At 71.2% G+C, this 26076-nt stretch carries 22 protein-coding genes; 14 read left to right on the forward strand and 8 right to left on the reverse strand.

All coding sequences use genetic code 11. From position 1 onward, the window contains the following. From sucB to KUA19_RS32690, 3 genes are all read left to right on the forward strand, one after another. Window positions 1-1101 (forward strand): 2-oxoglutarate dehydrogenase, E2 component, dihydrolipoamide succinyltransferase (gene sucB, locus KUA19_RS32680; RefSeq protein WP_217402317.1); only part of this gene is annotated, 1101 nt, incomplete at its 5' end. 98 nt (window positions 1102-1199) lie between these two features. Next, the gene (locus KUA19_RS32685; protein ID WP_217402325.1) at window positions 1200-2465 is read left to right on the forward strand and encodes a M48 family metalloprotease; all 1266 of its coding nucleotides are present in this window, start codon (window positions 1200-1202) and stop codon (window positions 2463-2465) included. Window positions 2466-2493: 28 nt separating this feature from the next. Further along, entirely contained in the window at window positions 2494-3396 is a 903-nt protein-coding gene (locus tag KUA19_RS32690) for a TIGR01777 family oxidoreductase (protein ID WP_217402327.1), read from the forward strand. Window positions 3397-3425: 29 nt separating this feature from the next. Here KUA19_RS32690 and KUA19_RS32695 read toward each other — a convergent pair whose 3' ends face one another. The 3 genes from KUA19_RS32695 to KUA19_RS32705 all read right to left on the reverse strand — a co-directional run bounded on the left by KUA19_RS32695 (window position 3426) and on the right by KUA19_RS32705 (window position 6167). Further along, window positions 3426-4574, reverse strand: a complete 1149-nt coding sequence (locus KUA19_RS32695) for a polyprenyl synthetase family protein (RefSeq protein ID WP_217402329.1) — start codon at window positions 4572-4574, stop codon at window positions 3426-3428. 205 nt (window positions 4575-4779) lie between these two features. Then, a complete protein-coding gene (locus KUA19_RS32700) occupies window positions 4780-5175 on the reverse strand; it encodes an SCO5389 family protein (protein ID WP_217402331.1) in 396 nt (131 codons plus the stop codon). A gap of 14 nt (window positions 5176-5189) precedes the next feature. Further along, the gene (locus KUA19_RS32705; protein WP_217402333.1) at window positions 5190-6167 is read right to left on the reverse strand and encodes an ATP-binding protein; all 978 of its coding nucleotides are present in this window, start codon (window positions 6165-6167) and stop codon (window positions 5190-5192) included. 77 nt (window positions 6168-6244) lie between these two features. Here KUA19_RS32705 and KUA19_RS32710 point away from each other — a divergent pair, with 77 nt between their 5' ends. Both KUA19_RS32710 and KUA19_RS32715 read left to right on the forward strand, forming a co-directional pair. Next, window positions 6245-8119, forward strand: a complete 1875-nt coding sequence (locus tag KUA19_RS32710) for a DUF6311 domain-containing protein (RefSeq protein WP_372451921.1) — start codon at window positions 6245-6247, stop codon at window positions 8117-8119. Window positions 8120-8853: 734 nt separating this feature from the next. Continuing rightward, entirely contained in the window at window positions 8854-9960 is a 1107-nt protein-coding gene (locus KUA19_RS32715; protein WP_217402335.1) for a hypothetical protein, read from the forward strand. A 6-nt stretch (window positions 9961-9966) separates the two neighbouring features. Here KUA19_RS32715 and KUA19_RS32720 read toward each other — a convergent pair whose 3' ends face one another. Both KUA19_RS32720 and KUA19_RS32725 read right to left on the reverse strand, forming a co-directional pair. Beyond that, window positions 9967-11349 carry a hypothetical protein gene (locus tag KUA19_RS32720; protein ID WP_217402337.1) on the reverse strand — a complete coding sequence of 461 codons (1383 nt, stop codon included), beginning with the start codon at window positions 11347-11349 and terminating at the stop codon, window positions 9967-9969. 223 nt (window positions 11350-11572) lie between these two features. After that, complete coding sequence (locus tag KUA19_RS32725) at window positions 11573-13579, reverse strand: MMPL family transporter (RefSeq protein ID WP_254550478.1); 2007 nt, start codon at window positions 13577-13579, stop codon at window positions 11573-11575. 319 nt (window positions 13580-13898) lie between these two features. Here KUA19_RS32725 and lipB point away from each other — a divergent pair, with 319 nt between their 5' ends. After that, window positions 13899-14555: a lipoyl(octanoyl) transferase LipB gene (lipB, locus tag KUA19_RS32730; RefSeq protein WP_217402340.1), complete on the forward strand. Its 657-nt coding sequence runs from the start codon at window positions 13899-13901 to the stop codon at window positions 14553-14555. Window positions 14556-14681: 126 nt separating this feature from the next. Here lipB and aspS read toward each other — a convergent pair whose 3' ends face one another. Then, the gene (gene aspS, locus KUA19_RS32735; RefSeq protein ID WP_217402342.1) at window positions 14682-15950 is read right to left on the reverse strand and encodes an aspartate--tRNA(Asn) ligase; all 1269 of its coding nucleotides are present in this window, start codon (window positions 15948-15950) and stop codon (window positions 14682-14684) included. Between the two features lie 305 nt (window positions 15951-16255). On the opposite strand from aspS, the gene KUA19_RS32740 reads away from it, so the two are divergent. The 6 genes from KUA19_RS32740 (at window position 16256) to KUA19_RS32765 (ending at window position 20696) form a co-directional block, all read left to right on the forward strand. After that, complete coding sequence (locus KUA19_RS32740) at window positions 16256-16576, forward strand: type II toxin-antitoxin system VapB family antitoxin (RefSeq protein WP_217402344.1); 321 nt, start codon at window positions 16256-16258, stop codon at window positions 16574-16576. Further along, a complete protein-coding gene (locus tag KUA19_RS32745; RefSeq protein WP_217402346.1) occupies window positions 16573-16992 on the forward strand; it encodes a PIN domain-containing protein in 420 nt (139 codons plus the stop codon). Before KUA19_RS32740 ends, KUA19_RS32745 begins: the two co-directional genes overlap by 4 nt. Before the next feature lie 65 nt (window positions 16993-17057). After that, complete coding sequence (gene lipA, locus KUA19_RS32750) at window positions 17058-17990, forward strand: lipoyl synthase (protein ID WP_217402348.1); 933 nt, start codon at window positions 17058-17060, stop codon at window positions 17988-17990. Between the two features lie 32 nt (window positions 17991-18022). Next, the gene (locus KUA19_RS32755; RefSeq protein ID WP_217402350.1) at window positions 18023-18706 is read left to right on the forward strand and encodes a DUF4191 domain-containing protein; all 684 of its coding nucleotides are present in this window, start codon (window positions 18023-18025) and stop codon (window positions 18704-18706) included. A 135-nt stretch (window positions 18707-18841) separates the two neighbouring features. Further along, entirely contained in the window at window positions 18842-19414 is a 573-nt protein-coding gene (locus tag KUA19_RS32760) for a winged helix-turn-helix domain-containing protein (protein ID WP_217402352.1), read from the forward strand. Between the two features lie 25 nt (window positions 19415-19439). Then, the gene (locus KUA19_RS32765; protein ID WP_217402354.1) at window positions 19440-20696 is read left to right on the forward strand and encodes an MFS transporter; all 1257 of its coding nucleotides are present in this window, start codon (window positions 19440-19442) and stop codon (window positions 20694-20696) included. 91 nt (window positions 20697-20787) lie between these two features. On the opposite strand, the gene KUA19_RS32770 is transcribed toward KUA19_RS32765, so the two are convergent. Then, complete coding sequence (locus KUA19_RS32770; protein WP_308167778.1) at window positions 20788-21153, reverse strand: RDD family protein; 366 nt, start codon at window positions 21151-21153, stop codon at window positions 20788-20790. Window positions 21154-21390: 237 nt separating this feature from the next. Between KUA19_RS32770 and glnA the strand changes: the two genes are divergently transcribed. Continuing rightward, complete coding sequence (gene glnA, locus KUA19_RS32775; RefSeq protein WP_217402357.1) at window positions 21391-22824, forward strand: type I glutamate--ammonia ligase; 1434 nt, start codon at window positions 21391-21393, stop codon at window positions 22822-22824. Window positions 22825-22937: 113 nt separating this feature from the next. On the opposite strand, the gene KUA19_RS32780 is transcribed toward glnA, so the two are convergent. Continuing rightward, window positions 22938-23297, reverse strand: coding sequence for a holin (locus KUA19_RS32780; protein ID WP_217402359.1), 360 nt, complete (start codon window positions 23295-23297; stop codon window positions 22938-22940). A 194-nt stretch (window positions 23298-23491) separates the two neighbouring features. On the opposite strand from KUA19_RS32780, the gene KUA19_RS32785 reads away from it, so the two are divergent. Next, window positions 23492-26035, forward strand: a complete 2544-nt coding sequence (locus KUA19_RS32785) for a penicillin acylase family protein (protein ID WP_308167779.1) — start codon at window positions 23492-23494, stop codon at window positions 26033-26035. Window positions 26036-26076 lie beyond the last annotated feature (41 nt).

Consider the following 26076-nt stretch of genomic DNA (forward strand, 5'->3'; position numbering starts at 1 on the left):
CCGGCCACGCCCGCACCCGCCCCGGCCGCCCCGGCCCCGGTCGCCGCTTCGGCCCCGGCCCCGGCCGCTCCGGTGCCCACCCCGGCGCCGGCGGCGCCCGCGCCGACTCCGGCGCCGACGGCCACCCCGGTGACCCCGGCCCCGACCGCCGCCGCTGTCGCGGCCAACGGCGACGGGTACGTCACCCCGCTGGTGCGCAAGCTCGCCACCGAGCACGGCGTCGACCTGAACACCCTCACCGGCACCGGTGTCGGCGGGCGCATCCGTAAGCAGGACGTACTCGACGCCGCCGCCAAGGCCAAGGCGCCGGCTCCGGCCGCTGCCGCCGCCCCGGCGCAGGCCGCCGCGGCCGCCGCGCCCAAGTCGGCGCCGAGCCCGCTGCGGGGTCGCACCGAGAAGCTGTCGCGGCTGCGTGCCACCATCGCCAAGCGCATGGTGGAGTCGCTGCAGGTCTCGGCGCAGCTCACCACCGTGGTCGAGGTCGACGTCACCAAGATCGCGCGGCTGCGCGAGCAGGCCAAGGCCGACTTCCTGGCCAAGCACGGCGCGAAGCTGTCCTTCCTGCCGTTCTTCGCGCTGGCGGCGGTCGAGGCGCTGCGGCAGTTCCCGAACGTGAACGCGTCGATCGACATGGAGGCCGGCACGGTCACCTATCACGACGCCGAGCACCTGGGCATGGCCGTGGACACCGACAAGGGCCTCATCGTCCCGGTGATCCGCAACGCGGGCGACCTGAACCTGGCCGGCCTGGCCCGACGGATCGCCGACGTGGCCGAGCGCACCCGCACCAACAAGATCCTGCCGGACGAGCTGTCGGGCGGCACCTTCACGCTGACCAACACCGGCAGCCGCGGCGCCCTGTTCGACACGCCGATCATCAACCAGCCGCAGGTGGCCATCCTGGGCACCGGCGCGGTCGTCAAGCGCGCCGTGGTCGTGGACGACCCGGACCTGGGCGAGCTGATCCTGCCCCGGCAGATGGTGTACCTGGCGCTGTCGTACGACCACCGGCTGGTGGACGGCGCCGACGCGGCCCGGTTCCTCACCGCGGTCAAGGAGCGCCTGGAGGCGGGCAGCTTCGAGGCCGAGCTCGGTCTCTGACCCAGCGTCAAGCGAGGGGCGTCCCGGCTGTGGCCGGGGCGCCCCTCGCCCGTTCGGCGGGGGCAGCGGGCGCGTCCGGCTTCGGGCACAATGCCGCCGTGATCAGACGCGCCAAGACGATCGCGGCCGGTACGCCCTGCCGCTCCTGCGGCGAACCGGTGGTGTCCGAGCGAGACGCCGCCCCGTGGTGCCCTGGCTGCGAGTGGAATCTGGAGGCCTTCGACCGCCGCCGGGCCGAGCTGGGCTGGCGCTGGGTCGACCGGCTGACGTTCCGCTGGGCACTGCGGCAGACCCGCCGCGACTACGCACAGTGGACCGTCGACGGCCTGGGTCGCCCCGATCGGGTCACCTGGGTGGCGCTGCAGGCGGTGTCGCTGGCTCTGGCCGGGTGCTGGCTGCTGCTGGTCGGCGCCGGGTTGTGGCTGTCGGTCGCCGGATGGCCCAAGGGCCTGGTGTTCGGGGTGCCGTGCCTGCTGCTCGCGTACGCGCTGCGCCCGCGCCTGGGCCGCCTGCCCGAAGACAGTCCGCTGCTCACCCGGCAGGCCGCCCCGACCCTGTACGCGCTGGTGGACCGGGTCGCGGCCGCGGTCGGCACCCGGGCCCCGGCGGTCATCGCGGTGTCGTACGACCTCAACGCCGGCACCGCCGAGGTCGGCCTGCGCCGCGACCGCGTCCTGGAACTTGGCCTGCCGCTGTGGGCACTGCTCCCGGCGCAGCAGCGGGTCGCCCTGCTCGGCCACGAGCTGGGCCACTTCGTCAACGGCGACCTGCGCCGGGCGCTGGTGACGCAGCCCGCTCTGACCATGCTGGGCCGGGTGGTGCGACTGATGCGCTACGACTACACGGCCGCCGCGATGGGCGGCCCGGCCGGGCTGGCCCTGCGGCTCTTCTTCAGCCTGACCAGCTGGATTCCCTGGCTGCTGCACCTGGCCGTGCACAGCATCGCCGCGCGCGGCGGGCAGCAGGCGGAGTACCGGGCGGACCTGATCGCGGCGCGGGTGGCGGGCACCGCCGCCGCCCGCGACCTGGCCGACAGCATGGTGACCCTGCCGGAGGTGCTGGAGCCGGTGAACCGCTCGGCCCGGATGGGCGTGGCCCCGGCGCTGTGGCTGTCCACCGCCGAGCACGTGCGGGCGGGGCTGGTCGATCGGCTGCCCGGACTGCGGCAGCTGTCGGTGCGCGAGGAGACGTCGCTGTTCGCGTCGCACCCGCCCAGCGGACTGCGGGCCCGGATGCTGGAGGCGCACCGGTCCGATGCGGAGCCCGCGCCGCTGGTCGTACTGTCGCCGGAGGACAACTTCCGCATCGACGCCGAGCTGGCCCGGTGGCTGGAGCAACTGCGCCAGGCGGTGTCGGCCCGCTGAGGCGGTCCCGCTCGGGCATGATTGGCGTATGCGGATCGTGGTGGCGGGAGCCTCGGGCTTCCTCGGGCAGCCCTTGCTGGCGACGTTGCAGGCGCACGGCCACGAGGTGATCCAGCTGGTCCGCCGCCCCGCCGAGCACCCGTCCGAGCGGCAGTGGGACCCGGCCGCCCCGATCCGCCTGCCCGACGGCACCGACGCCGTGGTCAACCTGTGCGGGGTGGGCGTCGCCGACCGCCGCTGGACCGACGAGTACCAGGCGCTGATCCTGTCCAGCCGGATCGTGCCGACCGCGACCCTGGCCCAGGCGGTGGCCGAGCAGCGCATCCCGCTGCTGGTCAACGCCTCCGGCGTCGGCTACTACGGCGACACCGGCGACCGTGAGGTGACCGAGCTGTCACCGGTCGGCGACGACTTCCTGGCCGGGGTGTCCCGGCACTGGGAGCAGGCGACCGTGCTCGCCTCCGACGCCGGGGCGCGGGTGGCGCTGCTGCGCACCGGATATCCGCTGCACCGCGACGGCGGTTTCCTCAAGGCGCAGCTGGTGCCGTTCAAGATGGGCGTGGGCGGGCGGCTGGGCAGCGGGCGGCAGTGGGTGCCGTGGATGTCGCTGGCCGACTGGCTGGGCGCGGTGCTGCACGTGCTCGGCGACGACCGCATCGACGGTCCGGTCAACATGGTCGGCCCCGAGCCGGTCACCAACACCCAGTTCACCAAGGCGTTCGGTGCCGAACTGCACCGACCGACCCTGTTCCCGATCCCCAAGGCCGCCCTGAAGATGCTGTACGGCGAGTTCGGCAACGAGGCCTTCCGCAGCCTGCGCGTGCTGCCCGCCGTCCTCAAGGAGACCGCCTTCCCCTACCAGCACCGCACCATCTCCCAGGCGCTGCGCGCCGCCATGACCGACCCCCTCCCCACCCCCACCCCTCATTGATCATGAACTCGCGGGGTGCCGCCCCGCGCTCAGCGGCGGCGGCTGACCGCCGCCGTGGCCAGAGCGCGGAGTGCGTCGCGGGCGTTGGGGTCGATCGGCAGGTCGTCCAGGACGGCCAGGGCCCGGGCGCAGCGCTGCTCGATCAGTGCCTCGACCGCCTCGGGCGCGCCGGTGGCGGCGATCGCGGCCCGTAGCCGCTGCGCACCGCGTTCGCCCAGGTCGGCGCGGCCGTAGAGGGTGGTGATGGTCCGGGTCTGCGCCGTGTCGGCGCGGGCCAGCGCCAGTCCGATCAGCACGGTCGGTTTGCCCTCGCGCAGGTCGTCCACGATCGACTTTCCGGTCTGCTCCGGCTGCCCGAACACGCCGAGCAGGTCGTCACGCAGCTGGAACGCCGCGCCCAGCGGGTCGCCGAACCGCTCGAACCCGTCGAGCAGGTCGGCGGCCGCGCCCGCGAGCGCGGCCCCGATCTGCAGCGGCCGGGTGACCGTGTACCGCGCCGTCTTGTACCGGATGACCTGCTCGGCCAGCGGCAGCGAACCGCTCGCGACGGTCAGGTCCAGGTACTGCCCGACCATCACCTCACTGCGCATCAGCGCGAGCCAGCGTCGGGCGGCGGCGACGCGCCCGGGGTCGGCGCCCGCCTCCTCGAACATCTGGTCCGACCACATCGCGCACAAGTCTCCGGCGAGGATGGCCAGACTCGCGGCGAGTCGCTCCCGGTCGGCCGCCGCCCCCCGCAGCGGCGGCACCCCGGTGAAGGCACGGTGCAGCGTCGGTTCGCCCCGGCGCAGGTCGCTGGCGTCCATCAGGTCGTCGTGGATGAGCGCGAAGCTGTGGAACAGTTCCAGCGCGGCCGCGGCCGAGATCACCGCTTCCTCGGCGGCCGGGTCGAGTTCCCGCTCCGGCGCGGCCGCGCGCCAGCCCCAGTAGCAGAACAGCGGCCGCAGGCGTTTGCCGTCGGCCAGCACGAACCGGCGGATGAGGGTCATCGCCTCGGTCAGCCCGGACGCGGGCGTGTCGGGCGTCTGATTCTCGATCGTGCCGAGTTCGTCGGCGCGGTGGTTCAGGAAGCGCGCGAGCGCGGTGTCGAAGCGCTGCCGCAGCGGCGGCGGCTCGGGGAGAGTGGTGCTGGTGGCGCGGCGTGGTGCGATGGTGGGTACGGCACGGACGGTCGACATGGCCGGCTCCTCTCCGGCTGGGCGCCCCGGTGCAGCGCTACCAACTTGACTAAGTCAATCATACAAGCAATTGCATCAATGCATACATGACACTGAACCTCAACCTGTCCACTTCACGCGAGTGGGCTTCTCATTCATCGCCAAATCGGATCCGAACGTTACGTGGCCGGGGGATCGACGATCCCCCGGCCACGTAACGTTCGGTTCAGCAGTCGCGCAGCTCCGGCGACTGGTTGCGCAGCTGCGCCAGCGGCGAGATGAACTCGGAGTACGTCTGACCGCCGACCGCCGACAGCGCGAACGCCGCCACCCGGTGACAGTTCTGGAACGCGAACTTCACGCCGAAGTGCCGCTCCGCCGCGCCCCGAATCGAGTCGCTGGCCAGCGCGCGCAGCAGCTGCCCGCGCTCGGCCTCGCTCGGCGGCGGCACGGCGTGCTCGCCGAAGGGCGCGGTCGGGTCATCGGCCAGCTCCTGCGCGGCGGCGGTGAGCACCGCCCACGCGTACGGCAGCGACTGACGGACGCAGTCGACGAACTCGGCGTCGTCGACCTGCCCGGCCTCGGCGCGCTCCAGCAGCGCCACGGGAACCTCCAGGGACATGTGCCTTCCTCTCCTCATCGGTGGTGCTCGGCGAGCTCGAGCCACTGCGGCCCGAGCACGAAGTCGGGGTCGACCTGGGCGGCAAGGTCCTCACCGCTGCGGGCGTTGCCCCACGCCTGCGCGTTGCGCAGGTGGAACTCGACGGCCTGGGCGGTGTAGCGGTCCCAGTCCTTGGCGCAGCCGTCCACGGCGGCGCGGATCACGTTGAGCGCGGCCCGGTTCACCGGCTCCAGCTCGGCGATGGGCCGCGGGGCGCCCCGCTCGGCGGCACGCACGAACGACGACCGCCCCACCCAGGTGAGCAGGTCGCCCCCCACGTGTTCGCGCAGGAAGTCCACGTCCGAGGCGTCGTCGATCTTGTTGCCGACCACGTGCACCCGCACCCCGAACTCACGGGCGTAGCCGATGTACTGCCGGTACACCCCCACGCTGCGCAGGGTCGGCTCGCACACCAGGAACGTGGCGTCGAACCGGGTGAACAGCCCCGAGGCGAAGCTGTCCGCACCGGCGGTCATGTCGACCACGACGTACTCCCCCGGCCCGTCGACCAGGTGGTTGAGCAGCAGCTCGACCGCGCCGACCTTGGAGTGGTAGCAGGCCACGCCCAGGTCCTCGGTGGCGAACGGGCCGGTCACCGCCAGCCGCACCCCGCCGACGCGGCGGACCAGTCCGTCGTAGATCGGGTTGGGTTCGGCCACCCGCAGCAGGCGCGAGCCGCGCCCCGGCGGGGTGGTCTTGACCATCGCGGCGGCCGAGGAGATACGCGGGTTGTCGCCGCGCAGATACTCCTTGATCTGGCCGAGGTGGTCGCCGAGCGAGGGCAGCAGGACAGCCTCGTCCTCGCTGATGCCCAGCGCGGTGGCCAGGTGCTGGTTGATATCGGCGTCGACGGCCAGCAGCGCCGCGGAGTCCTCCGCGGCCAGGTGCCGGGCCACCAGCGCCGCAAGGGTGGTCTTGCCACTACCGCCCTTGCCGACGAATGCCATCTTCATACTGCTATTGATACCCATTTTCAATAAGGACTCAACCACCCCGGGCCTGGCGTGTCGTCGCTGATAAACTGCGCCGAGTGTCGATCGCCTCGCAGCGCACTCCGCTCACCCCGCCCGCGTCCGAGCCGAACGCTCCCGACGCGGCCCCGGCCTCCGGCAACCCCCGCACCTGGCGAGCAGACCTGCTGGTCGCGGCCGTGTCGCTACTCACCGCGGGGTGGGTCACCGGCGCACTCTGGGCCGACCCGGCGCACCGCGCAAGCGGCGTCAACTCCGGTGACCAGGCCTTCTTCGAATGGCTGCTCTCCTACGGGGCGTACGCGATCACGCACGGAGTCGACCCGCTCTTCACCCACCTGCTGAACGTGCCCGACGGCGTGAACCTCGCCGTCAACACCTCGATCACGGTGTACGCGGTCGTCTTCGCCCCGCTGACCATCCTGGCCGGGCCCACCGCCACCTTCCTGGCGATCCTCACCCTGAACCTGGCCCTGAGCGCCTTCGCCTGGTATCGCCTGTTCTCCCGGCACCTCGGGGCAGCGCCGTGGGCCGCCGCGGTGGGCGGCCTGTTCTGCGGCTTCGCCCCGGCGATGATCTCCCACGCCAACGCCCACCTCAACTGGACCGCGCAGTGGGTCATCCCGCTGATCATCGGCCGCTGCCTGCTGCTGATCCGGCGCGGTCGACCCGTCCGCGACGGCGCCATCCTGGGCCTGCTCATCGCGGTCTGCTTCTCCATCGCCGCCGAGGCGCTCTTCTTCACCGCGCTCGCCCTGGGCGTGTTCACGCTGGCTTGGGCGCTGTCGCGGCGCACCGAGACCCGGGCGCTGCTGCGCCCGGCGCTGACCGGCCTGGGCACCGCCGCACTGATCGCGGGCGCGCTGCTGGCGTACCCGCTGTGGCTGCACTTCCTCGGCCCGCAGGGCTACCACGGCACCGGCTTCGACCCGAAGGTCCACAACGAGGACCTCGCCGCGTACGCCGCCTGGCCGGAGCGCTCGCTCGCGGGGGCGCTGGGCCTCAACGCCAAACTGGCCGCCAACCCGACCGAGGAGAACTCGTTCTTCGGCGCCCCGCTGCTGCTGCTGATCATCGTCGGCCTGGTGCTGCTGTGGCGCCGCGCGGACCGGGCGCACCGGGCCACCCTGCGCGCGCTGGCCATCGTTGCGGGCGTGTTCATCGTGCTGTCACTCGGCCCGGAACTGCGCTGGCTGGGCCGCCTCACCGGCACACCCATGCCCGAGGCCCTGGTCGGCGGGCTGCCCATCTTCAACGCCGCCCTGCCCTCGCGCCTGGCCCTGATCGTCGCCCCGGTCTTCGGCCTGCTCCTGGCCTGGCTCGGCACCGCGCTGACCCGCCCCGAAACGGCGACCGGCAACCCCCGGCCGCTGCCAGGCCCGCGCTGGGTCTGGGTCGCCGCGTTCGCGGTCGCGCTGGTGCCGTTGGTGCCGACCCAACTGCTCGCCCGCGACCGGGTGCCCGTCCCGCACTTCTTCGCCGAGGGCACCTGGCGCCAGTACGTCGCCGACGGCGGCACCGTGGTGCCCGTACCGATCACCAACGACCTGGTCCCCGACGGTCAGCGCTGGCAGGCCGCCGCCCTGGCCGACGCGGCCGGGGGCGGCAAGGGCGTGTTCCGGCTGCCCGCCGGGTTCTTCCTCGGCCCCGGCGGCCCCAACGGCACCGGCCGCATCGGCCCGATCCCGCGGCCGACCCAGACGCTGCTGGAGGAGGTCGCCAAGACCGGCACCGTCCCGCCGATCGGCGACACCGAGCGCGCCGCGCTGCGCGAGGACCTGCGCTACTGGCAGGGCTCGATCGTGGTGCTCGCCGACGACGTACACGGCGCCCATTGGCCGACCTACCAGCCCGCCCTGCTGCAGACCATGACCGCGCTGCTCGGCGCCCCGGAGCGCGTCGACGACGTCTGGCTCTGGCGCGTACCCAACTGAACCGGCGACGTCGCCACCCAGCCCGCCCGTTCCCCCGCCCCACCACCGGACACCCGATGGGCGGCGGGGCGGCTGGCGGCTGACGGGAGCGGCTAAGCGGTGTGCGGCTGGCGGCTGGCGGCTGGCGGCTGGCGGCTGGCGGCTGGCGATGATCGCGGTCCGCGGTCACTATGTCGGCTACTAGCCGAGATTCCGACCGCGGACCGCAATCATCAGCCGAAACGGCCCCGAAGATCGCGACCTCCGGTCATTTCACTGCACGCGCCATGGGCCGAAACCCACTTTTCGGCCGCAAACGCCGATCATCCGCGGCGGCAGGCGCCGAAGATCGCTACCTCTGGTCACAACGCTGCACGCACCTCGATCAGACTTCCGCCCCGACCGGAACAGACGATCACCAGCACCTCACAGGCACGAAGATCATGCCTATGGGGTCGCGTTGTCGACGCTCGGACGACCTCCAACCCATAACGTGGTCATCGACTAATGCGGCATAGTGGTCGCGAGTTCCGATCGCGACCACGGCGCGACCACTCCAGGACCCAGCACCCGCGGCCACGATCCGGTCGACGGACAGGCAAAAGACCAGGGACGACGGATGGCGAACGGCAGAACCCATGGATGACGGCACTCCCGGCGAAGCGGTCACCCGACCGTCGGTCGCCTCACGCCCGGCGAGGATGCCGCGACGCACGACGGTCGCAGATGCAGAGGCGGTCGATGCCGAGACGGTCGTGGATGCCGAGGCGCTCGCGGACGCAGAGGCAGTCGGCGGGGCCGAGGCGGTCGTGGATGGCCTGACCAGAAACTGGTCGGGCAGGCTCGACGAGATTCCGCTGGCGCCCGCTGTGGGCGAGGTGATCGAGGTGGTTCCGGTCGTATCGCGTCGGGGGCACGGCTGGTTGCTGCTGAGCGCCGAGGGCACGATCGCCTGGTGCGACCGCGATTTCGGCGCCTACCGGCCGCTGGCGAAGTCGCGGGTGCCGGACCTCGACGACCCCGAACCCCGGTTCGGCTTCCGGCCCGGCAGGCGGCTACATGTCGACCCGACGGGCCGGTTCGCCGCGGTCGTACTTGATGGCGGCAGTCGCGGGCAGGTGCTGGATCTGGCCGGCGGCCGGGTCACCATGGAGCTCTCCGCCGATGACGACAACCCGGAAACCGTGCCGTTCTCGCTGGCGCTCGCCGAGCATCGCGGGCGGCCCGTGGTCATTCACCGCACCGCCTGGAACCGGCTGGACGTCAGCGATCCAGCCACCGGCGCGCTGCTCACCGCTCGGGAGTCGCCGCGCGACGGCGACAGCGAGCACCACCTGGACTACTTCCACGGCGCGCTGCTGGTCAGCCCTGACGGCGAGCGGGTGCTCGACAGCGGCTGGGTGTGGCACCCGGTGGGTGTGCCTGCCGTCTGGGAACTGGCCCGGTGGCTGGCGGAGGACCCGTACGAGTCCGAGGACGGCCCGAGTCGGGTCGACGTGTGCAACCGCGAATACGCCTGGAACGCGCCGATGACCTGGATCGACGCGCACACCGTCGCCCTGTCCGGAGGTGGCGAGCCGAAACTGCCCGACGTCGCGGTCTACGACGTGACCCGCACCGGTCGGCACCACGGCGTCGACTGGTGCGCCGAGGTGACCCGGTTCGACGGGCCACGTGGCGCGCTGTTCAGCGACGGCTGGCACCTGTTCAGCGCCGACGGCTCCGGCCTGGACGTCTGGAACCCGGGCACGGGTGAACAGCTGGGCCGGATCGACGGCATCAGCCCGACCGCGTACGACCCGGCCACCGGCGATTTCGTGCAGTTGCTCACCGGTGGCGTACGCCGTTGGCGGTGCCGCTGAGCCGGGTCACCACCGCCACTCGGCGCGGACCAGGCGCGGGGCGACGCGCTCGCGCCACGCCTCGCGGGTGCTCGCGCCGATTCTGCGTACCAGCGGTACCCCGAACCACAGCAACACGACGCCGCTGTACGCCGCGCTCACCCACTGCCCTGCCGTCAGGTAGCGGAACTGCCAGGACACCAGCGGATACCACAGTGAGCTGTACTCGGGGGTGTGCCAGCAGAGCGCCTCGACCGCCTGGTTGCTGGGGAAGCAGGCGGTCGGCCACAGCTCGTGCCAGAACAGGCTGTTCACGCCGATCCACACCGACACGATCAGCACGGCGAGGGTGAGCAGGTCGGCGCCCAGGCGCGCCTGCCGGTGCCCGAGCCGCAGCGCCAGGGCCAGGGAGGCGGGCAGGATTCCGGCGAGGAAGAAGCGCGGGCCCCAGCTCATGCCGCCGTACCAGGCCCACCAGGGGGCGTAGACCAGCAGCAGTCCGCCCAGGAAGGTGAGCCAGAGGCGGTGTACGCGGGCCAGGTCGATGCCGGTCGGGCCCAGGTCGGCCAGCGGCTCGCGGATCGGCAGGAACAGCCCGGGTAGGTACCAGACCAGGCCGCGGCCGAACGAGAACAGCAGCGCCAACAGGCCGAAGAAGATCGGGTACGAGAATCCGGGGCGCCCCGAGAACGGCATGATGTCCCTGGACCCGCGGTCGCCGACGTAGCCGCCGTGGCGTACCAGGATCTCCAGCAGCACCAGCGCGACCGCCGCGACCACCGGCAGCGCCAGTCGCAGCCGCCGGTCGCGCCACAGCTGGGACAGGCTGACCAGGCCCAGGCCGACCAGGGTGGCCGGGGTGTTCACCGCGCCGACCACCAGCGACGCCCAGCCCCAGCCGCGACGGCGGCCGCGCACCACGACCACGATGCCGACCATCACGAAGATCATCGTGAACGGCTCGCTGCCGTAGTGGCCGACGTCCGGTGCGATCATGCTGGCGGCCACGGTGAGCAGCAGGAACCGGCGGATCAGCGCGCCGGGCACCAGTCCGCGCAGCAGCAGCGCCAGCGCGGCCAGTCCGGCCGTGAAGACGACCAGGTTGAAGTACCTGATGCCCGCCTCGGGCGTGGCCACCAACTTGCCCAGCAGCCACAGCGGCGTGGAGAACAGCGGACCCATCAGCGAGTACTCGCTGTGGTCCACGCGGCCCTCGGCGAGCAGCGCGGTGATGCTGCGCAGCCGGTCGACGCCGTCGGCGACCGGCCCCAGCTGCTGTCCGAACACCAGCCTGGCCAGCCCGGCGGCGATCAGAAGAACCTCCACGGCGGCGGTCCAGCCCGGACGCCCGCGCTCCTCCGGCTGCGCCGCGGTGACGTGCGGCCCGGCTTCTATGGTGGTCGTTGACACGCCGGATACCTTACGGCCCGGCCGACCCCCGGCCGCCGTCCCCGCCGCCTCCGGCCAGCCCAGCCGCCTCCGGCACCGTCCGGCGCCTCGCCCCGCCCCGCACCGCCGCACCCCGCGGCGGCGCCATGCGGGAACAGGCGTCATGCGTGAACAGGCGCCGCGAGTTAAGAAGGGCACCTTCTACATCGCAAAGCGATAAGAAGGTGCCCTTCCTCACCTCAGGTCAGGGGGAGCGGCGCCAGAGTTTGCCGGGCCACCAGACGAAGCGGCCGATGTCCACGGTCAGCGCCGGGACCAGCAGCGAGCGGACCAGCAGTGTGTCCAGTAGCACGCCGAACGCCACCGCGAACGCGATCTCGACCACGAACACCAGCGGGAGCACGGCCAGCGCCGCGAACGTGGCCGCCAGCACGACGCCCGCCGAGGTGATGACGCCGCCGGTCACGGCCAGGCCCTTGAGTGTGCCCTGCTTGTGGCCGATCCGGCCCGCCTCCTCGCGGACCCGGGTCATCAGGAAGATGTTGTAGTCGACGCCGAGCGCCACCAGGAACACGAACGCGAACAGGGGGTATGACGAGTCGGCGCCCGGGAAGTCCAGCAGGTCGGTGAACACGTACCCGGAGATCCCCAGCGTCGCCAGGTACGACAGCACCACCGTGGCGATGAGCAGCAGCGGCGCGATCAGCGAGCGCAGCAGCACCATCAGGATCAGGAAGATCACGCCGAGCACCAGCGGGATGATCACGTTGCGGTCGCGCTGCGAGGTCTGCTGCACGTCGATGTTGATCGCGGTGAAGCCGCCGACCTTGGCCTCGGCACCCTCGATCGCGTGCACCCCGGTGCGCAGCCGCTGGACGGTCTCGGTGGCGGCGGTGGAGTCGGCCGCGTCGGCGAGCGTGGCGTCGATGCGGACCAGCCCGCCGACCACCTTCGGCTGGCCGTTCGGGATCGGGAACGGGCCGGTGTAGGGGTGCGCCTCGGCTACGCCGTCGGTGGCCCGTACCACGGAGAGGACCTGGTCGAGCTTGTCGGCTCGGACCACGATCTCGGCCGGGCTGCCGGTGCCGCCCGGGAAGTGCGCGGTGGTCAGCTCCTGCGCGGCGACCGAGTCCGGACGGCCGGTGAAGCCCTCGGTCTGCGGGATGCCCTCGGCCTTGAGCTGGGTCAGCCCGGCCACCCCCGCCAGCAGCAGGAACGCGGTGGCGATCCAGACCAGTCGGGCGCGGCGGCCGACCAGCGCGGAGACCTTCGCCCAGATGCCGCGCTCCTCGGCGGGCGCGGAGCCGAACTTCGGCCGCACCGGCCAGAACGCGGCCCGGCCGAGCAGGGTCAGGATGGCGGGCAGCAGCGTCAGCGAGACGAGCAGGCTGCTGGCGATGCCGATGGCGCCGACCGGGCCCAGGCCCTTGTTGGAGGCGAGGTCGGACACGAGCAGGCAGAGCAGGCCGAGGATGACGGTGGCGCCACTGGCCATGATCGGCTCGAACGAGGCGCGCAGCGCGACCCGCATCGCGTCGTACCGGTTCTCGGTGCGGCGCAGCTCCTCGCGGAAGCGGGACACCAGCAGCATCGCGTAGTCGGTGGCGGCGCCGAGCACCAGCACGTCCAGGATGGCCTGGCTCTGGCCGGAGACCGTGATGACGTCGTTCTTGGCCAGCAGGTAGACCACGCCGTTGGCCAGCGCGAACGCCAACCCGGCACCGAACAGCACCACCACCGGCAGGATCGGGCTGCGGTAGACGATCAGCAGGATCAGCGCGATGATGCCGACGGTGACGCCCAGCAGCAGGCCGTCGATGTCGCCGAAGACGGCCATCATGTCGGTGAGGATGCCGCCCAGGCCGCCGACGTGGGCCTGCAGGCCGTCATCGGTGCCGGTGTGGTCGCGGATCCACTCCACGTAGTCCACGTTCTTCTGCGCGTCGGTCTCCGAGAACAGCACGGTGACCTGCATCGACTTGCCGTCGTCGGAGAGCTTGGGCACCAGCGGCACGTCGACGAGGTGGGCGCCGAGCTCGGACTTGATCGCGGCGAGCTGGCTCGCGATGGTCGTCTGGTCGGCCGCCGTCAGGCCGCCGTCCCGGGCGTAGATCAGCTGCGCGGGCACGGCCTCGATACCGGCGAAGCCCTTGGCCAGGTCGAGCACCGCGGTGGCCTCGGCGCTCTCCGGCAGGAACGACGCGTTGTCGTTCTTCTGCACCTGGCTGACCTTGCCGGCCAGGTTGCCCATGCCGCCGCCGACCAGCAGCCACAGCACCAAGGCCACGGCGGGCAGCACCCAGCGCCGGCGCCGGACCGGCGCCTGTCCGCCGCCTGCGCCCGGGTCGTCCACCCGGGACTCGTTCTTCTCCCGCGTCGCCGTCATAGCGAGGCGTCCTTTCCCGCGTCTCCAACAGCAAGTGTCAGCACGTGCCACTATTTGTGAAAACTTTCACGAGCACGGCTTGTGGCTCACATTACTGGTCATGAGTCGGCCACGCATTCACGGGTGCGGGTGACCCCGACCACGTCCGGCCGCCGCGGCCCGCCGCGCGAGTAGCCTGAGCGACGTGACCAGCACTGCGATTCCCACGCTCGCGGTACGCCGCGCGGGCACCGTCGACTACCGGACCGCCTGGGACGACCAGCGCCGCCTGCACGAGGGCGTCGTGGCGGGCACCGAGCCCGACACCGTGCTGCTACTGGAGCATCCGAGCGTCTACACCGCCGGCAAGCTCACCGAACCGTGGGAGCGTCCCTTCGACGGCACGCCCGTCGTCGACGTCGACCGCGGCGGAAAGATCACCTGGCACGGGCCGGGGCAGATCGTCGGGTACCCCATCGTCAAGCTGCCCGTCATCCGCGGCGGCCTGGCCGACGTCGTGGCGCACGTACGCCGGACCGAGCAGATGCTCATCGACGTCTGCGCCGAACTGGGTCTGGCCACCGAGCGGGTCAAGGGCCGCTCCGGGGTGTGGGTGCGCGCCGACGAGCGCGGTCCGGACCGCAAGGTCGCCGCGATCGGCATCCGGGTCGCCCGCGGCGTGAGCCTGCACGGCTTCGCCCTCAACTGCGACCCCGACCTGACCTGGTACGACCGCATCGTCCCCTGTGGCATCAAGGACGCCTCGGTGACGTCCCTGTCCGCCGAACTCGACCGCGACGTGACCGTCCCCGAAGTCCTCCCCCTGGTCGAACGCCACCTCCCCACCATCCTGGCCACCTGACCCCTCAAGGTCATCGGAGTTCAAGGTCATCGGAGTTGCCGGGCAATCGGGCGTATGAGTTCGCGAGATACGCCCGATTGCCCGGCAACTTGAACGATCACCGGGGCGCCGACGGCGCCCGGGACGTCACGGGGTGACGCGGTTGAGGTCGCGCGGGAAGGCGCTGACCTCGCGGATGTTGGGCGCGCCGGTCAGCCGGGCCGTGAAGCGCTCCAGGCCGATGGCGAAGCCGCCGTGCGGGGGCATGCCGTGCCGGAACGCCTGCAGGTACGACTCGTACGCCGCGGGTCCTTCGCCGTGCGCCGCCAGCGCCGCCACGTAGTCGCTGTAGCGGTGCAGCCGCTGGCCTCCCGTAACCATCTCCAACCCCCGGAACAGCAGGTCGAAGCTGTTGGACCAGCGCGGGTCGCCCGGCTCCGGGTGGGTGTAGAACGGTCGCTTGACCATCGGGTACCCGGTGACGAAGACGAAGTCGCTGCCGTGCTCGCGCACCGCCCACTCCCCGATCGCCCGCTCGTGCGCGGGCGCCAGGTCCGGCTCGTCCGCGGGCGCGCCCGCGATCTTCAGCGCCTCACTGAAGTGCAGCGCCGGGATCTCGGCCGGGACCTCGGGCAGGGCCAGGTCGTAGCCAAGCTCGCCGACCCGGGCGACCATCCCGGCCACCACCTCGCGCAGCACCGCCATCACGTCCCGGTGGTCGCCGATGAACCCCAGTTCGGCGTCGAGCGACGTGTACTGGGCCAGGTGACGGGTGGTGTCGCTGGGCTCGGCCCGGAACACCGGCCCGACCTCGTACACGCGCTCGAAGACGCCGACCATCATCTGCTTGTAGAACTGCGGCGACTGGGCCAGGTAGGCCGGGCGGCCGAAGTAGTCGATCGCGAAGACGTTGGCGCCGGACTCGGTCGCGGTCGCGGTGATCTTCGGCGTGTGGATCTCGGTGAAGCCGAGGGCGTCCAGCGTCTGCCGGAACCCGCCCGCGGCGGCGGCGGCCACGCGCAGCCCGCGGGAGCGGGACGGGTGGCGCAGCGACAGCGGCGCGGCGTCGAGTTGCGTCGGCAGGCCCGCGCTCAGCACCGGCCGGTACAGGTCGAACGGCGGCGCCTCGGCGGGCTCGCCGAGCAGCCGTACCCCCACCTCGGTGAGCTCGACCCCGCCCGGCGCCGCCGGGTTCGCGGTCACGGTGCCCTCGACGGCGACGACGGTCTCCTCGGGGAGCGTCTCGACCAGCTCGCGCAGCTCGGGTTCGGTGATGACGGCCTGGCTCAGTCCCGCGGCGTCGCGCACGATCAGGAAGGCGACCGATTTGAGCAGTCGGCGGCGATGAATCCAGCCGGCGATGGTGATCCGTGCGCCCACATGCGCGGGCAGCTGTGCGGAAAGGATGCGTTGCATGGGTGTTTACCTCCGGGTTCTTCCGCAACGCCATCCCCAAAGGGGTGTGGGCGGTTTGGGAACCCGCGGTGCCACCACACCTTCACCCCGTGTCGCCGTGCGACTGCCGGGGCCTCTTGCAGCGCGGTTCGGGGCCTACGAGCGCGGTCTGACCGGCTCGACCCGGGCGTCACTCCGGTGATCGCCCCGTTCCTGCTGTTGGGCCGAGGCTAACGGCTGCTCCGACGGCAGGGCAACCCTATTCGTTGTATGGCAGCAGTCTCCGGCATATGCTGACCGCGTCGACATATGAGGGTGGTGTTCCGATGGCCAACACGCTGATCGATCTTGATGACGAGGCGCTGGAGCAGGCACGCGCCTACTACGGCACGACCACGAAGAAGGACACCGTGAACCGCGCGCTGCAGGACGCCGCCGCGCGACAGCGCGACCGCCGGCACGCCTTCGGCGAGCATCTGGAGCAGGCGTTCGCCGAATACGCCGCCATGGCTCCCGAGGAGCGGGAGGACTATGAGCGACACCTGGGCGCGGCCAGCCGGATGCTGGAACAGGTGGGCACGCTCGACGAGGCCTGGGTCCGGCGCCGCCGCGAGTGGGACGCCGTTCGCCCCGCTCGCGCCGCATGATCACCCACCTGCTCGACACCAGCGCGTACTTCCAGGGGCGGCTCAACCTCGGCGCGATGCGACGGCTCAAGGAACTGTCGGCGGACGGGTCGCTGGCCGTGTGCGCCGTGGCGATGCTGGAGATCCTGGTCGCGGCCCGCAACACCCAGGAGTGGCGCCAGATGCGCGCCGCGCTCGGGCTGCTCCCCCGGGTCGAGTTGTCGGATCCGCTGGCCGCGATCGATCTGCACGGTGCGCTGGCCCAGCGCGGCCAGCATCGCACCCCACCGGTGGATGTGGTGGTGGCCGCGACCGCCGCCGAGCACGGCCTCACGGTGCTGCACTACGACCGCGACTTCGAGCGGCTGACGCAGGTCAGCGGGGGCGCCGAGGAGTGGGTGGTGCCGGCGGGCACCGGGCACGCCCTGGGACGTTGACCGCGCGCTGAGACGTCCGTTACCCACGCTGAGATCAAGGGGTTGTCGGCGCGTACGCTGGCCGCATGACCATCGTCGCTCCCGAGGGCCGCCGCCTGCTGCGTGTCGAGGCCCGCAATGCCGAGACGCCGATCGAGCGCAAGCCCGAGTGGATCAAGGTCAAAGCGAAGATGGGCCCGGAGTTCACCCAGCTGCACTCGCTGGTGAAGCGGGAGGGCCTGCACACGGTCTGCCAGGAGGCGGGCTGCCCCAACATCTACGAGTGCTGGGAAGACCGCGAGGCGACCTTCCTCATCGGCGGTGACCAGTGCACCCGCCGCTGCGACTTCTGCCAGATCGACACCGGCAAGCCCGCCGAGTTCGACGCCGACGAGCCGCGCCGGGTCGGCGAGTCCGTGGCGACCATGGGCCTGAAGTACGCCACCGTGACCGGCGTCGCCCGCGACGACCTGCCCGACGGCGGCGCCTGGCTGTACGCCGAGACGGTCCGGCAGATCCACAACCTGGTCCCGGGCTGCGGCGTCGAGCTGCTGATCCCCGACTTCAACGCCGTCCCCGAGCAGCTGGCCGAGGTGTTCGCGGCCGCGCCCGAGGTGCTGGCGCACAACGTCGAGACCGTGCCGCGCATCTTCAAGCGCATCCGGCCCGCGTTCCGCTACGAGCGCTCGCTCGAAGTGATCACCAAGGCCCGCGAGGCCGGCCTGGTCACCAAGTCGAACCTGATCCTGGGCCTGGGCGAGGAGCGCGCGGAGGTGTCGCAGGCGCTGCGCGACCTGCACGCGGCGGGCTGCGAGCTGATCACCATCACGCAGTACCTGCGCCCCACCCCGCGCCACCACCCCGTCGAGCGCTGGGTGAAGCCGGAGGAGTTCGTCGAGCTGAGCGCCGAGGCGACCGAGATCGGTTTCGCCGGCGTGATGAGTGGTCCGCTCGTTCGCTCGTCGTACCGGGCCGGACGCCTGTACCGTCAGGCCCTGGCAGCCCGTACCGCCGCCTGAACCGTCGACACTGACCCTTAGGATCCACACCCATGGCAAAGGCCGAAGAAAAGGTCTCCTTCTTCCAGCGGTTGAAGCAGATCGGCATGGTGTTCTCGTTCACCGCCAAGCAGGACCGCTGGTTCGTGCCGCTGGTCGCGGCCGCCGCGCTGATCCCGCTGGCCGTGACGATCACCGCCGTGCTGCTCGGCGCGGGCTGGCTGTGGCTCCCGATCGGCATCCTTTTCGCGCTGCTCGCGGTGCTCATCGTGCTCAACCTGCGGTCCAACACCGCGATGATGAACATGATGGAGGGCCAGCCGGGCGCGGCGGGCCAGCTGGTCGAGCAGATGCGCGGCGACTGGCGGGTCAAGCAGGCCGTCAGCGCGACCGCGCAGATGGACGTGGTGCACCTGGTGATCGGCAAGCCGGGCGTCATCCTGCTGGCCGAGGGCAGCTCGCAGCGGGTCAAGCCGCTGCTGGGTGAGCAGAAGCGCCGCCTGGCCAAGGTCATCGGCGACACCCCGCTGTACGACTACATCATCGGCACCGAAGAGGGCCAGCTGTCGATCCGCAAGCTGCGGAGCACGCTGCTGCGGCTTCCTCCTCGCCTCAAGGGCAAGGACATCAACGCCCTCGACCGGGCGCTGACCGCACTGACGGCCCGCCCGCAGATGCCCAAGGGCGGCCTGCCCAAGGAGTTCCGCCCCAAGATGCCACGCGGCCGCATGCGCTGACCTGACGTAAGGAAGGGCACCTTCTTATCGCTTCACGCGGTGGAAGGTGCCCTTTTCAACGCGCACTTTCATCGTCATTCATAAGATCCAGTAGGAACCTTCCGGAAGATGTCTACTAGATCTAACGTCTAGGACATGCGACGCATCACCGATCCGCAGGTGCTCAAAGGCCTCGCCCAGCCCATCAGGCAGAAGCTCTACCGGCTGCTGGTGCAGCTCGGGCCCGCAACCGGCGCGACGCTGTCCAAGCGCCTGGGCACCGATCCCGGGCAGACCAGCTACCACCTGCGCGAACTGGCCCGGCACGGCTTCGTCGAGGACGTGCCGGAGCTGGCCCGCGACCGCCGCGAGCGCTGGTGGCGCGCCGTACCCGGCTCCACCGGCTGGGCGCACGTCGACTTCCCCACCCCGGAGGGTCAGGCCGTCGCCGCCGCGGCCAAGGCCCAGGTCGTCATCGACGAGTTCGAGCGGGTACGCGCCTACGAGCGCAGCCGCGACACCTGGAGCCCGGCGTGGCAGGCCGCCGCGACCAGCAGCGATTCGTTCCTCCGGCTCACCTCCGACGAGCTGGCCGGACTCACCGCCGAACTGCACGAGGTGCTGGTGCGCTATGCCCGCCTCGGCCGCGAACGCGCCGCCGCGCCGGAGCCCGATCCCGACCGCGAGCACGTCTTCCTGTTCTTCCACGCCTTCCCCGAGCGTCCCTGACCTCCGTCCCCCAGGAGCACCCCCGATGACCACCGCCACCCTCACCCCGCCCCCGGCGGCCACCCCGGCCCGCCCCGCCCACCGCGAACCCGGCTACCTGCGCTACGTGGCCGGGCAGGCCGTGTCCGTCCTCGGCGACCAGGTCTGGTACGTCGCGCTGTCGTACACGGCAGTCCAGCTCGCCGACCCGGCCACCGCGGGCGCCGTGCTGGCCGTCTCCTCGGTGCCGCGGCTGTTGCTGCTGCTGTTCGGCGGGGCGATCGTCGACCGGTACTGCCCGCGCCGCCTCATGATCGGCAGTGACCTCGCCCGCGGCGCGATCGCGCTGGTCACCGCCGCGATCGCGGTGGCCCAGCCGAGCATCACGCTGCTGGTCGTGGTCGCGCTCGCATTCGGCGTCGCCGACGCGCTGTTCCTGCCCGCCGCGGGCACGATGCCGCCGCGCCTGCTCGCACCGGCGCAGCTCACCAGCGGTCTGGCCCTGTCCGGGCTGGCCGCGCGCCTGGCCCTGACCCTGGGCGCCCCGCTGGGCGGCCTGCTGCTGCCGCTGGGCGGGCTCCCGCTGGCCTGCCTGGTCAACGCCGTCACCTTCGCCGTCTCGGTGCTGGCGCTGTGGTCGGTCCGTCCCACGCCCGCCCCGGCCGGCACCGCCCGCGCCCCGCTGGGCGCCTCGATCCGCGAGGGCCTGCGCCACCTGGCCCGCCATCGCGTACTGCGCGGCACGCTGGGCGTGTCACTGCTGGTCAACGTCGGTTTCGTCGGCCCGATGAACGTCGGCCTCGCGCTGGTCGCGGCCGACCGGGGCTGGGGCGCGGGCGGCATCGGGGCCATGCTCGCCGGGTTCGGCGCCGGCGCCGCGCTGGGCAGCCTGGCCATGCTGCGGGTACGGCCCCAGCGCGGCATCGGCCCGGTGCTGGCTCTCGGCGCGACGGTCCAGGGGGTCGCCGTGTTCGCGGTCGTGCTCGCCCCCGCTCAGGCGTGGGCGGTGGCCGCCACGGCGGTCGTCGGGCTGACCAGCGGGCCGCTCGGGGTGCTGCTGTCGGCGCTGGTGCAGGGCCACACCGCCGACACCCACCGGGGCCGGGTCGCCAGCGTCAACACGCTGGCCAGCCTCGGCGTCACGCCGTTGGCGATCGCGGCGGTCGGCGCCGCGGCGGGGGCGTTCGGGACGGTGCCGACATTCGCGGGCAGCGCGTCCCTGGAGCTGGTCGCGGCGGTGCTGTGCGTGGCGGTCCCCGCCCTGCGCGACGCCCGCCTCGCCCCGCCCAGCAGCCGCCCTTAGCCGCGAACGGCGAGCGCCCTGCGGCGCGCGCCCTGCGGCGAGCGCCCTGCGGTGTGCGACGTCGAGCCGCGGCGCTCGGAGGTCGGGAGGCTCAGACGGCAGGGCGGATGATCGTTCCGGCGGCGCGGTCGTGCAGGCCGCGGCGCTCGGGATCCATCACCAGAGCCGGGATGACCAGGGCGAGCAGGATGCCGCGCAGGGCGCCACGAAGTAGGCCGACCGGCTGACCCGTCTGGTCGCCGAGACAGGTAATCTTCGCCAGACGCATGCCGGGGGTCTGACCGAACAGGCCCACGAAAAAGGTGTATTCGGCGATGAGCACGACAACCGGGGCCCAACCGTCCACCATCGGGCGGGCGAAGATCCCGGCGACGAGGACGCACAGCATCCAGTCGAGCAGCAGGGCGCCGAAGCGCCTGGCCAACGACGGAACAGCAGGTAGCGAGGCGTCTGTCACCCGGTGAGCGTACCGCCCGGGTCGGTGAGGCCTCATCGGGCCGGTTTACAGGTGACGTAACACGGCCGAAACAAAACTGACACGGCAGGGCAACGCCGCGGTTCTAGCGTCGCGACCAGCCAATGGCCACCCGACGCAACGCAGCGCCGTCGGCCGCGTTTCCCAGGGAAGAGCCCCCGAGAGATGTGCTGAGTGGGGGCCGTGAGCTCCCAGAGACCATCCGTGCCAGGAGGACGTGTGTTCGCCAACTCCGAAGAACTGCTTCGGTACATCAAGGACGAAGACGTCAAGTTCGTCGACGTCCGCTTCTGTGACCTGCCCGGCGTGATGCAGTTCTTCACGGTGCCGGTGCAGTCGTTCGACGCGAGCGTCTTCTCCGACGGCCTCGCCTTCGACGGCTCGTCCATCCGCGGCTTCCAGCAGATCCACGAGTCGGACATGCTGCTGCTGCCGGACGTGACCACGGCGTTCATCGACCCGTTCCGGATCCAGAAGACGCTGGCGCTGAACTTCTTCATCCACGACCCGTTCACGCGTGAGGCCTACTCGCGTGACCCGCGCAACGTGGCGAAGAAGGCCGAGGCGTACCTGGCCGCCAGCGGCATCGCCGACACCGCGTACTTCGGCGCCGAGGCGGAGTTCTACATCTTCGACTCGATCCGCTACTCCACCCAGGCGAACCAGGCGTTCTACCACATCGACTCGATCGAGGGTGCCTGGAACACCGGTGCGGCCACCAACGCCGACGGCTCGGCCAACCGCGGCTACAAGCCCGGCTACAAGGGCGGCTACTTCCCGGTCGCGCCGACCGACCACTACGCGGACCTGCGCGACCAGATGGTCACCAACCTGGTGAACCTCGGCTACACGGTCGAGCGCGGTCACCACGAGGTCGGCACCGCCGGTCAGGCTGAGATCAACTACAAGTTCTCGACGCTGCTCGCCTCCGGCGACCAGATGCAGCTGTTCAAGTACGTCATCAAGAACACCGCCTGGCAGGCCGGCAAGACCGCGACCTTCATGCCGAAGCCGCTGTTCGGTGACAACGGTTCGGGCATGCACACCCACCAGAGCCTCTGGCTGGGTGGCGAGCCGCTGTTCTACGACGAGACCGGCTACGCCGGCCTGTCGGACACCGCCCGCTGGTACATCGGCGGTCTGCTGCACCACGCGCCGTCGCTGCTGGCCTTCACCAACCCGTCGGTCAACTCGTACCGTCGTCTGGTGCCGGGCTTCGAGGCGCCGGTCAACCTGGTGTACTCGCAGCGCAACCGCTCCGCCTGCACCCGTATCCCGGTGACCGGCACGAACGCGAAGGCCAAGCGCATCGAGTTCCGCTGCCCGGACCCGTCGTCGAACCCGTACCTGGCGTTCTCGGCGATGCTGATGGCCGGTCTCGACGGTATCCGCAACAAGATCGAGCCCCCGGCTCCGATCGACAAGGACCTCTACGACCTGCCGCCGGAGGAGGTCGCGAACGTGACCCAGGTGCCGGGCTCGCTGTCGGACGTCCTCACCTCGCTGGAGAAGGACAACGACTACCTGCAGGCCGGTGGCGTGTTCACCAGCGACCTGATCGAGACCTGGATCGACTACAAGCGGTCCAACGAGATCGACCCGGTTCGCCTGCGGCCGACGCCGCACGAGTTCCAGATGTACTTTGACTGCTGACGAAGTCAGCAATCAAACAGCAGCTCAGTGACTGCTGTGAAGGAGGGGCCGGGCTCAATGCCCGGCCCCTCCTTCGTCGCGACAAACCATCGGCCCGTACCCAAACCCCGCCCTTACGCAGGCGTCTTAACCCCCGACGCCGCCTGTTCCGGAGCCACCGGAGCGGGTTCGGCGGCGGTCGCGGTGGCCACGGCGACGGCGGCCGGGGCGGCGCCCAGGACCGGGGCGGCCGCCGCGACCAGGCTCGGGCTGTTCGGGGCGCCGATCGGGCCCGACCCGATCGACATCAGCACCGACAGCAGGGCCGCGCTGACCGCCAGCGACAGCGCCCCACGCCACTCGATCGCGGTGACGTCGGCGCCGACAGCGCCGCTGACCGAGCCCACGCCGAACGCCGCGATCAGGGCCTGGACGAAGGTCTTGATCGCACGCTCCATGGTGCCGATCCAGAACTGCTTGTTGAGCAGGTACATGCGGTTGCTCCCTAAGGGGTGAAGCCCGAAGACGGGCATGAGCCTAGATGCCCGGGATCGCCGGATGGCGTCGCGTGTGCGACACCTGCCCTCACCTGGCACAAACCGGTTCGGACGACCGCGGCTGACCAGACGGAGGATTTCCGTTACCTGGCGGTAACGGCGATCACACCTGGTGCGTAGACTCCGCCAACGTGAAACCCCCACGTACTTTCCTGCGCCGCCTGCGCAAGGTCGCACTCTGGACCCTCGGTGTGGTGGTGGTGCTCGCCATCGTCGCCACCGGGCTCGGCGTGTGGTCGGTGCGCCGTGCCTTCCCCACCGAGGAAGGCACCCTCGCCCTGCCGGGCCTGTCCGCGCCGGTCACCGTCAAGCGTGACCAGTACGGCATTCCGCAGGTGTTCGCGAAGACCTCCGACGACCTGTACCGGGCGCAGGGCTACCTGCACGCCCAGGACCGGTTCTGGGAGATGGACTTCCGCCGCCACGTGACCGCGGGCCGGATCTCGGAGCTGTTCGGACAGAGCCAGCTCGAGACGGACAAGTACCTGCGCACCATGGGCTGGCGCCGGGTGGCCGAGCAGGAGGTGGGGCTGCTGTCGCCGCAGGCACAGCAGGGCCTGAAGGCGTACGCCGACGGCGTGAACGCGTGGCTGGCCGCCAACACCGACCGGCAGGGCGACGGGTTCGCCGCCTCGGGCGCGCTGAGCCTGGAGTACAGCATCCTCGGCCTGCAGAACTCCGACTACGTGGTGGAGCCGTGGCAGCCCGCCGACAGCCTCGCCTGGCTCAAGGCGATGGCGTGGGACCTGCGCGGCAACATGGAGACCGAGATCCGCCGTGAGGCGCTGAAGGCCGAGGGCCTGTCGACCGCGCAGGTGGAGCAGCTCTACCCGACGTACCCGATCGACCGCAACGTGCCGATCGTGCCCGGCGGCGCCGTGGTGAACGGGGCCTTCGACCAGAACGCGAAGGGTGCGCCGACCCCGACGACCCCGAAGGCCGACGCGGTGTCGCTGCCCGCGGGCGGGCTGCTCGACCTGGCCGACGGCCTGGCCAAGCTGCCGGGCCTGATGGGCAACGCCGACGGCGACGGCATCGGCTCGAACTCGTGGGTGATCTCCGGCAAGCGGACCGCCACCGGCAAGCCGATCCTGGCCAACGACCCGCACCTGAGCCCGAGCCAGCCTGGCATCTGGTACCAGATGGGCCTGTTCTGCGAGTGCGGCCTGAAGGTCGCCGGTTTCACCTTCTCCGGTGTGCCCGGCGTGGTCATCGGCCACAACGACCGGATCGCGTGGGGTTTCACCAACCTCGACCCCGACGTGATCGACATGTACCTGGAGAAGCTCGACGGTGACAAGGTCAACGTCGACGGCCAGTGGGAGCCGCTGACCACCCGCCAGGAGGTCATCAAGGTCGCGGGCGGCCAGGACGTGACCATCACGGTGCGTACGAGCAAACACGGCCCGCTGCTGTCGGATGCCAGCGACGACCTGAAGAAGCTCGGCGGGGACTACGCGCTGGCGATCCGCTGGACGGCGCTGGACCCGGGCCGCACCGCCGACGCGCTGTTCTCGCTGAACAAGGCGAAGGACTGGACCGAGTTCCGGGCCGCCGCGGCGCTGTTCGAGGTGCCCGCGCAGAACATCGTGTACGCCGACGTCGACGGCAACATCGGCTACCAGTCCCCCGGCCGCATCCCGGTGCGCGGCGCCGCCGGCGACGGCAAGTGGTTCGCGCAGGGCTGGGACAGCAAGTACGACTGGACCGGCTTCATCCCGTTCGCGGAGCTGCCCAGCGTGTTCAACCCGGAGCAGGGGTACATCGCCACCGCCAACCAGAAGGTCATCGGTGACCAGTACCAGCACCACCTGACCGACGACTGGAGCTTCGGCTACCGCAGCCAGCGCATCAACGACATGATCCAGGCGAAGTCCGGCATCACGCTGGACGACGTGCAGCAGATGCAGTTCGACAACCGCAACGGCTTCGCGCCGACGCTGATCCCGGTGCTGCAGGCCGACCAGCGGGGCGGCCGGTCCAAGGTCGAGCAGGACGCGGACAAACTGCTGCAGGGCTGGGACTTCCAGCAGGGCGAGGACTCGGCGGCCGCGGCGTACTACAACGCGATCTGGCGCAACCTGCTGCTGCTGACGTTCGACGAGATCCCGAGCGACTACACGCCCGACGGCGGCGACCGGTGGTTCGAGGTGGTGCGGGCGCTGCTGGACAAGCCGGACGACCCGTACTGGGACGTGAAGTCCACCCCGACGGTGGAGAAGCGCGACGACATCCTGGTCCGGGCCATGTCCGACGCGGTGAAGGAGCTGTCGGAGGCGCAGGGCGAGGACGTGTCGAAGTGGCGCTGGGGTGCCATGCACACGCTCACCCCGACCCACGCCACGTTCGGCGAGTCGGGCATCGGGCCGATCGAGTGGCTGTTCAACGAGCCCGCGGCCGGGGTGTCCGGCGGTGACTCGATCGTCAACGCGACCGGCTGGAGCGCGGGCGACGGGTACGAGGTCGACGCGGTGCCGTCGATGCGCATGATCGTGGATCTGGCGAATCTCAACGACTCGCGCTGGGTGCAGCTGACCGGCAACTCCGGCCACGCTTTCCACGACAACTACGCCGACCAGTTCGAGCTGTGGCGCACCGGCCGAATGCTGCCGTTCCGCTTCGACAACGACGACCAACCCCTGGACTCCACCCAGGTCCTGACCCTCACGCCATAAGGCTCTCGGGTTAAGAAGGGCCCCTTCTACATCGCAAAGCG

Origin of the sequence: Catellatospora tritici (assembly GCF_019083965.1) — a bacterium.
Lineage (GTDB): Bacteria > Actinomycetota > Actinomycetes > Mycobacteriales > Micromonosporaceae > Catellatospora > Catellatospora tritici.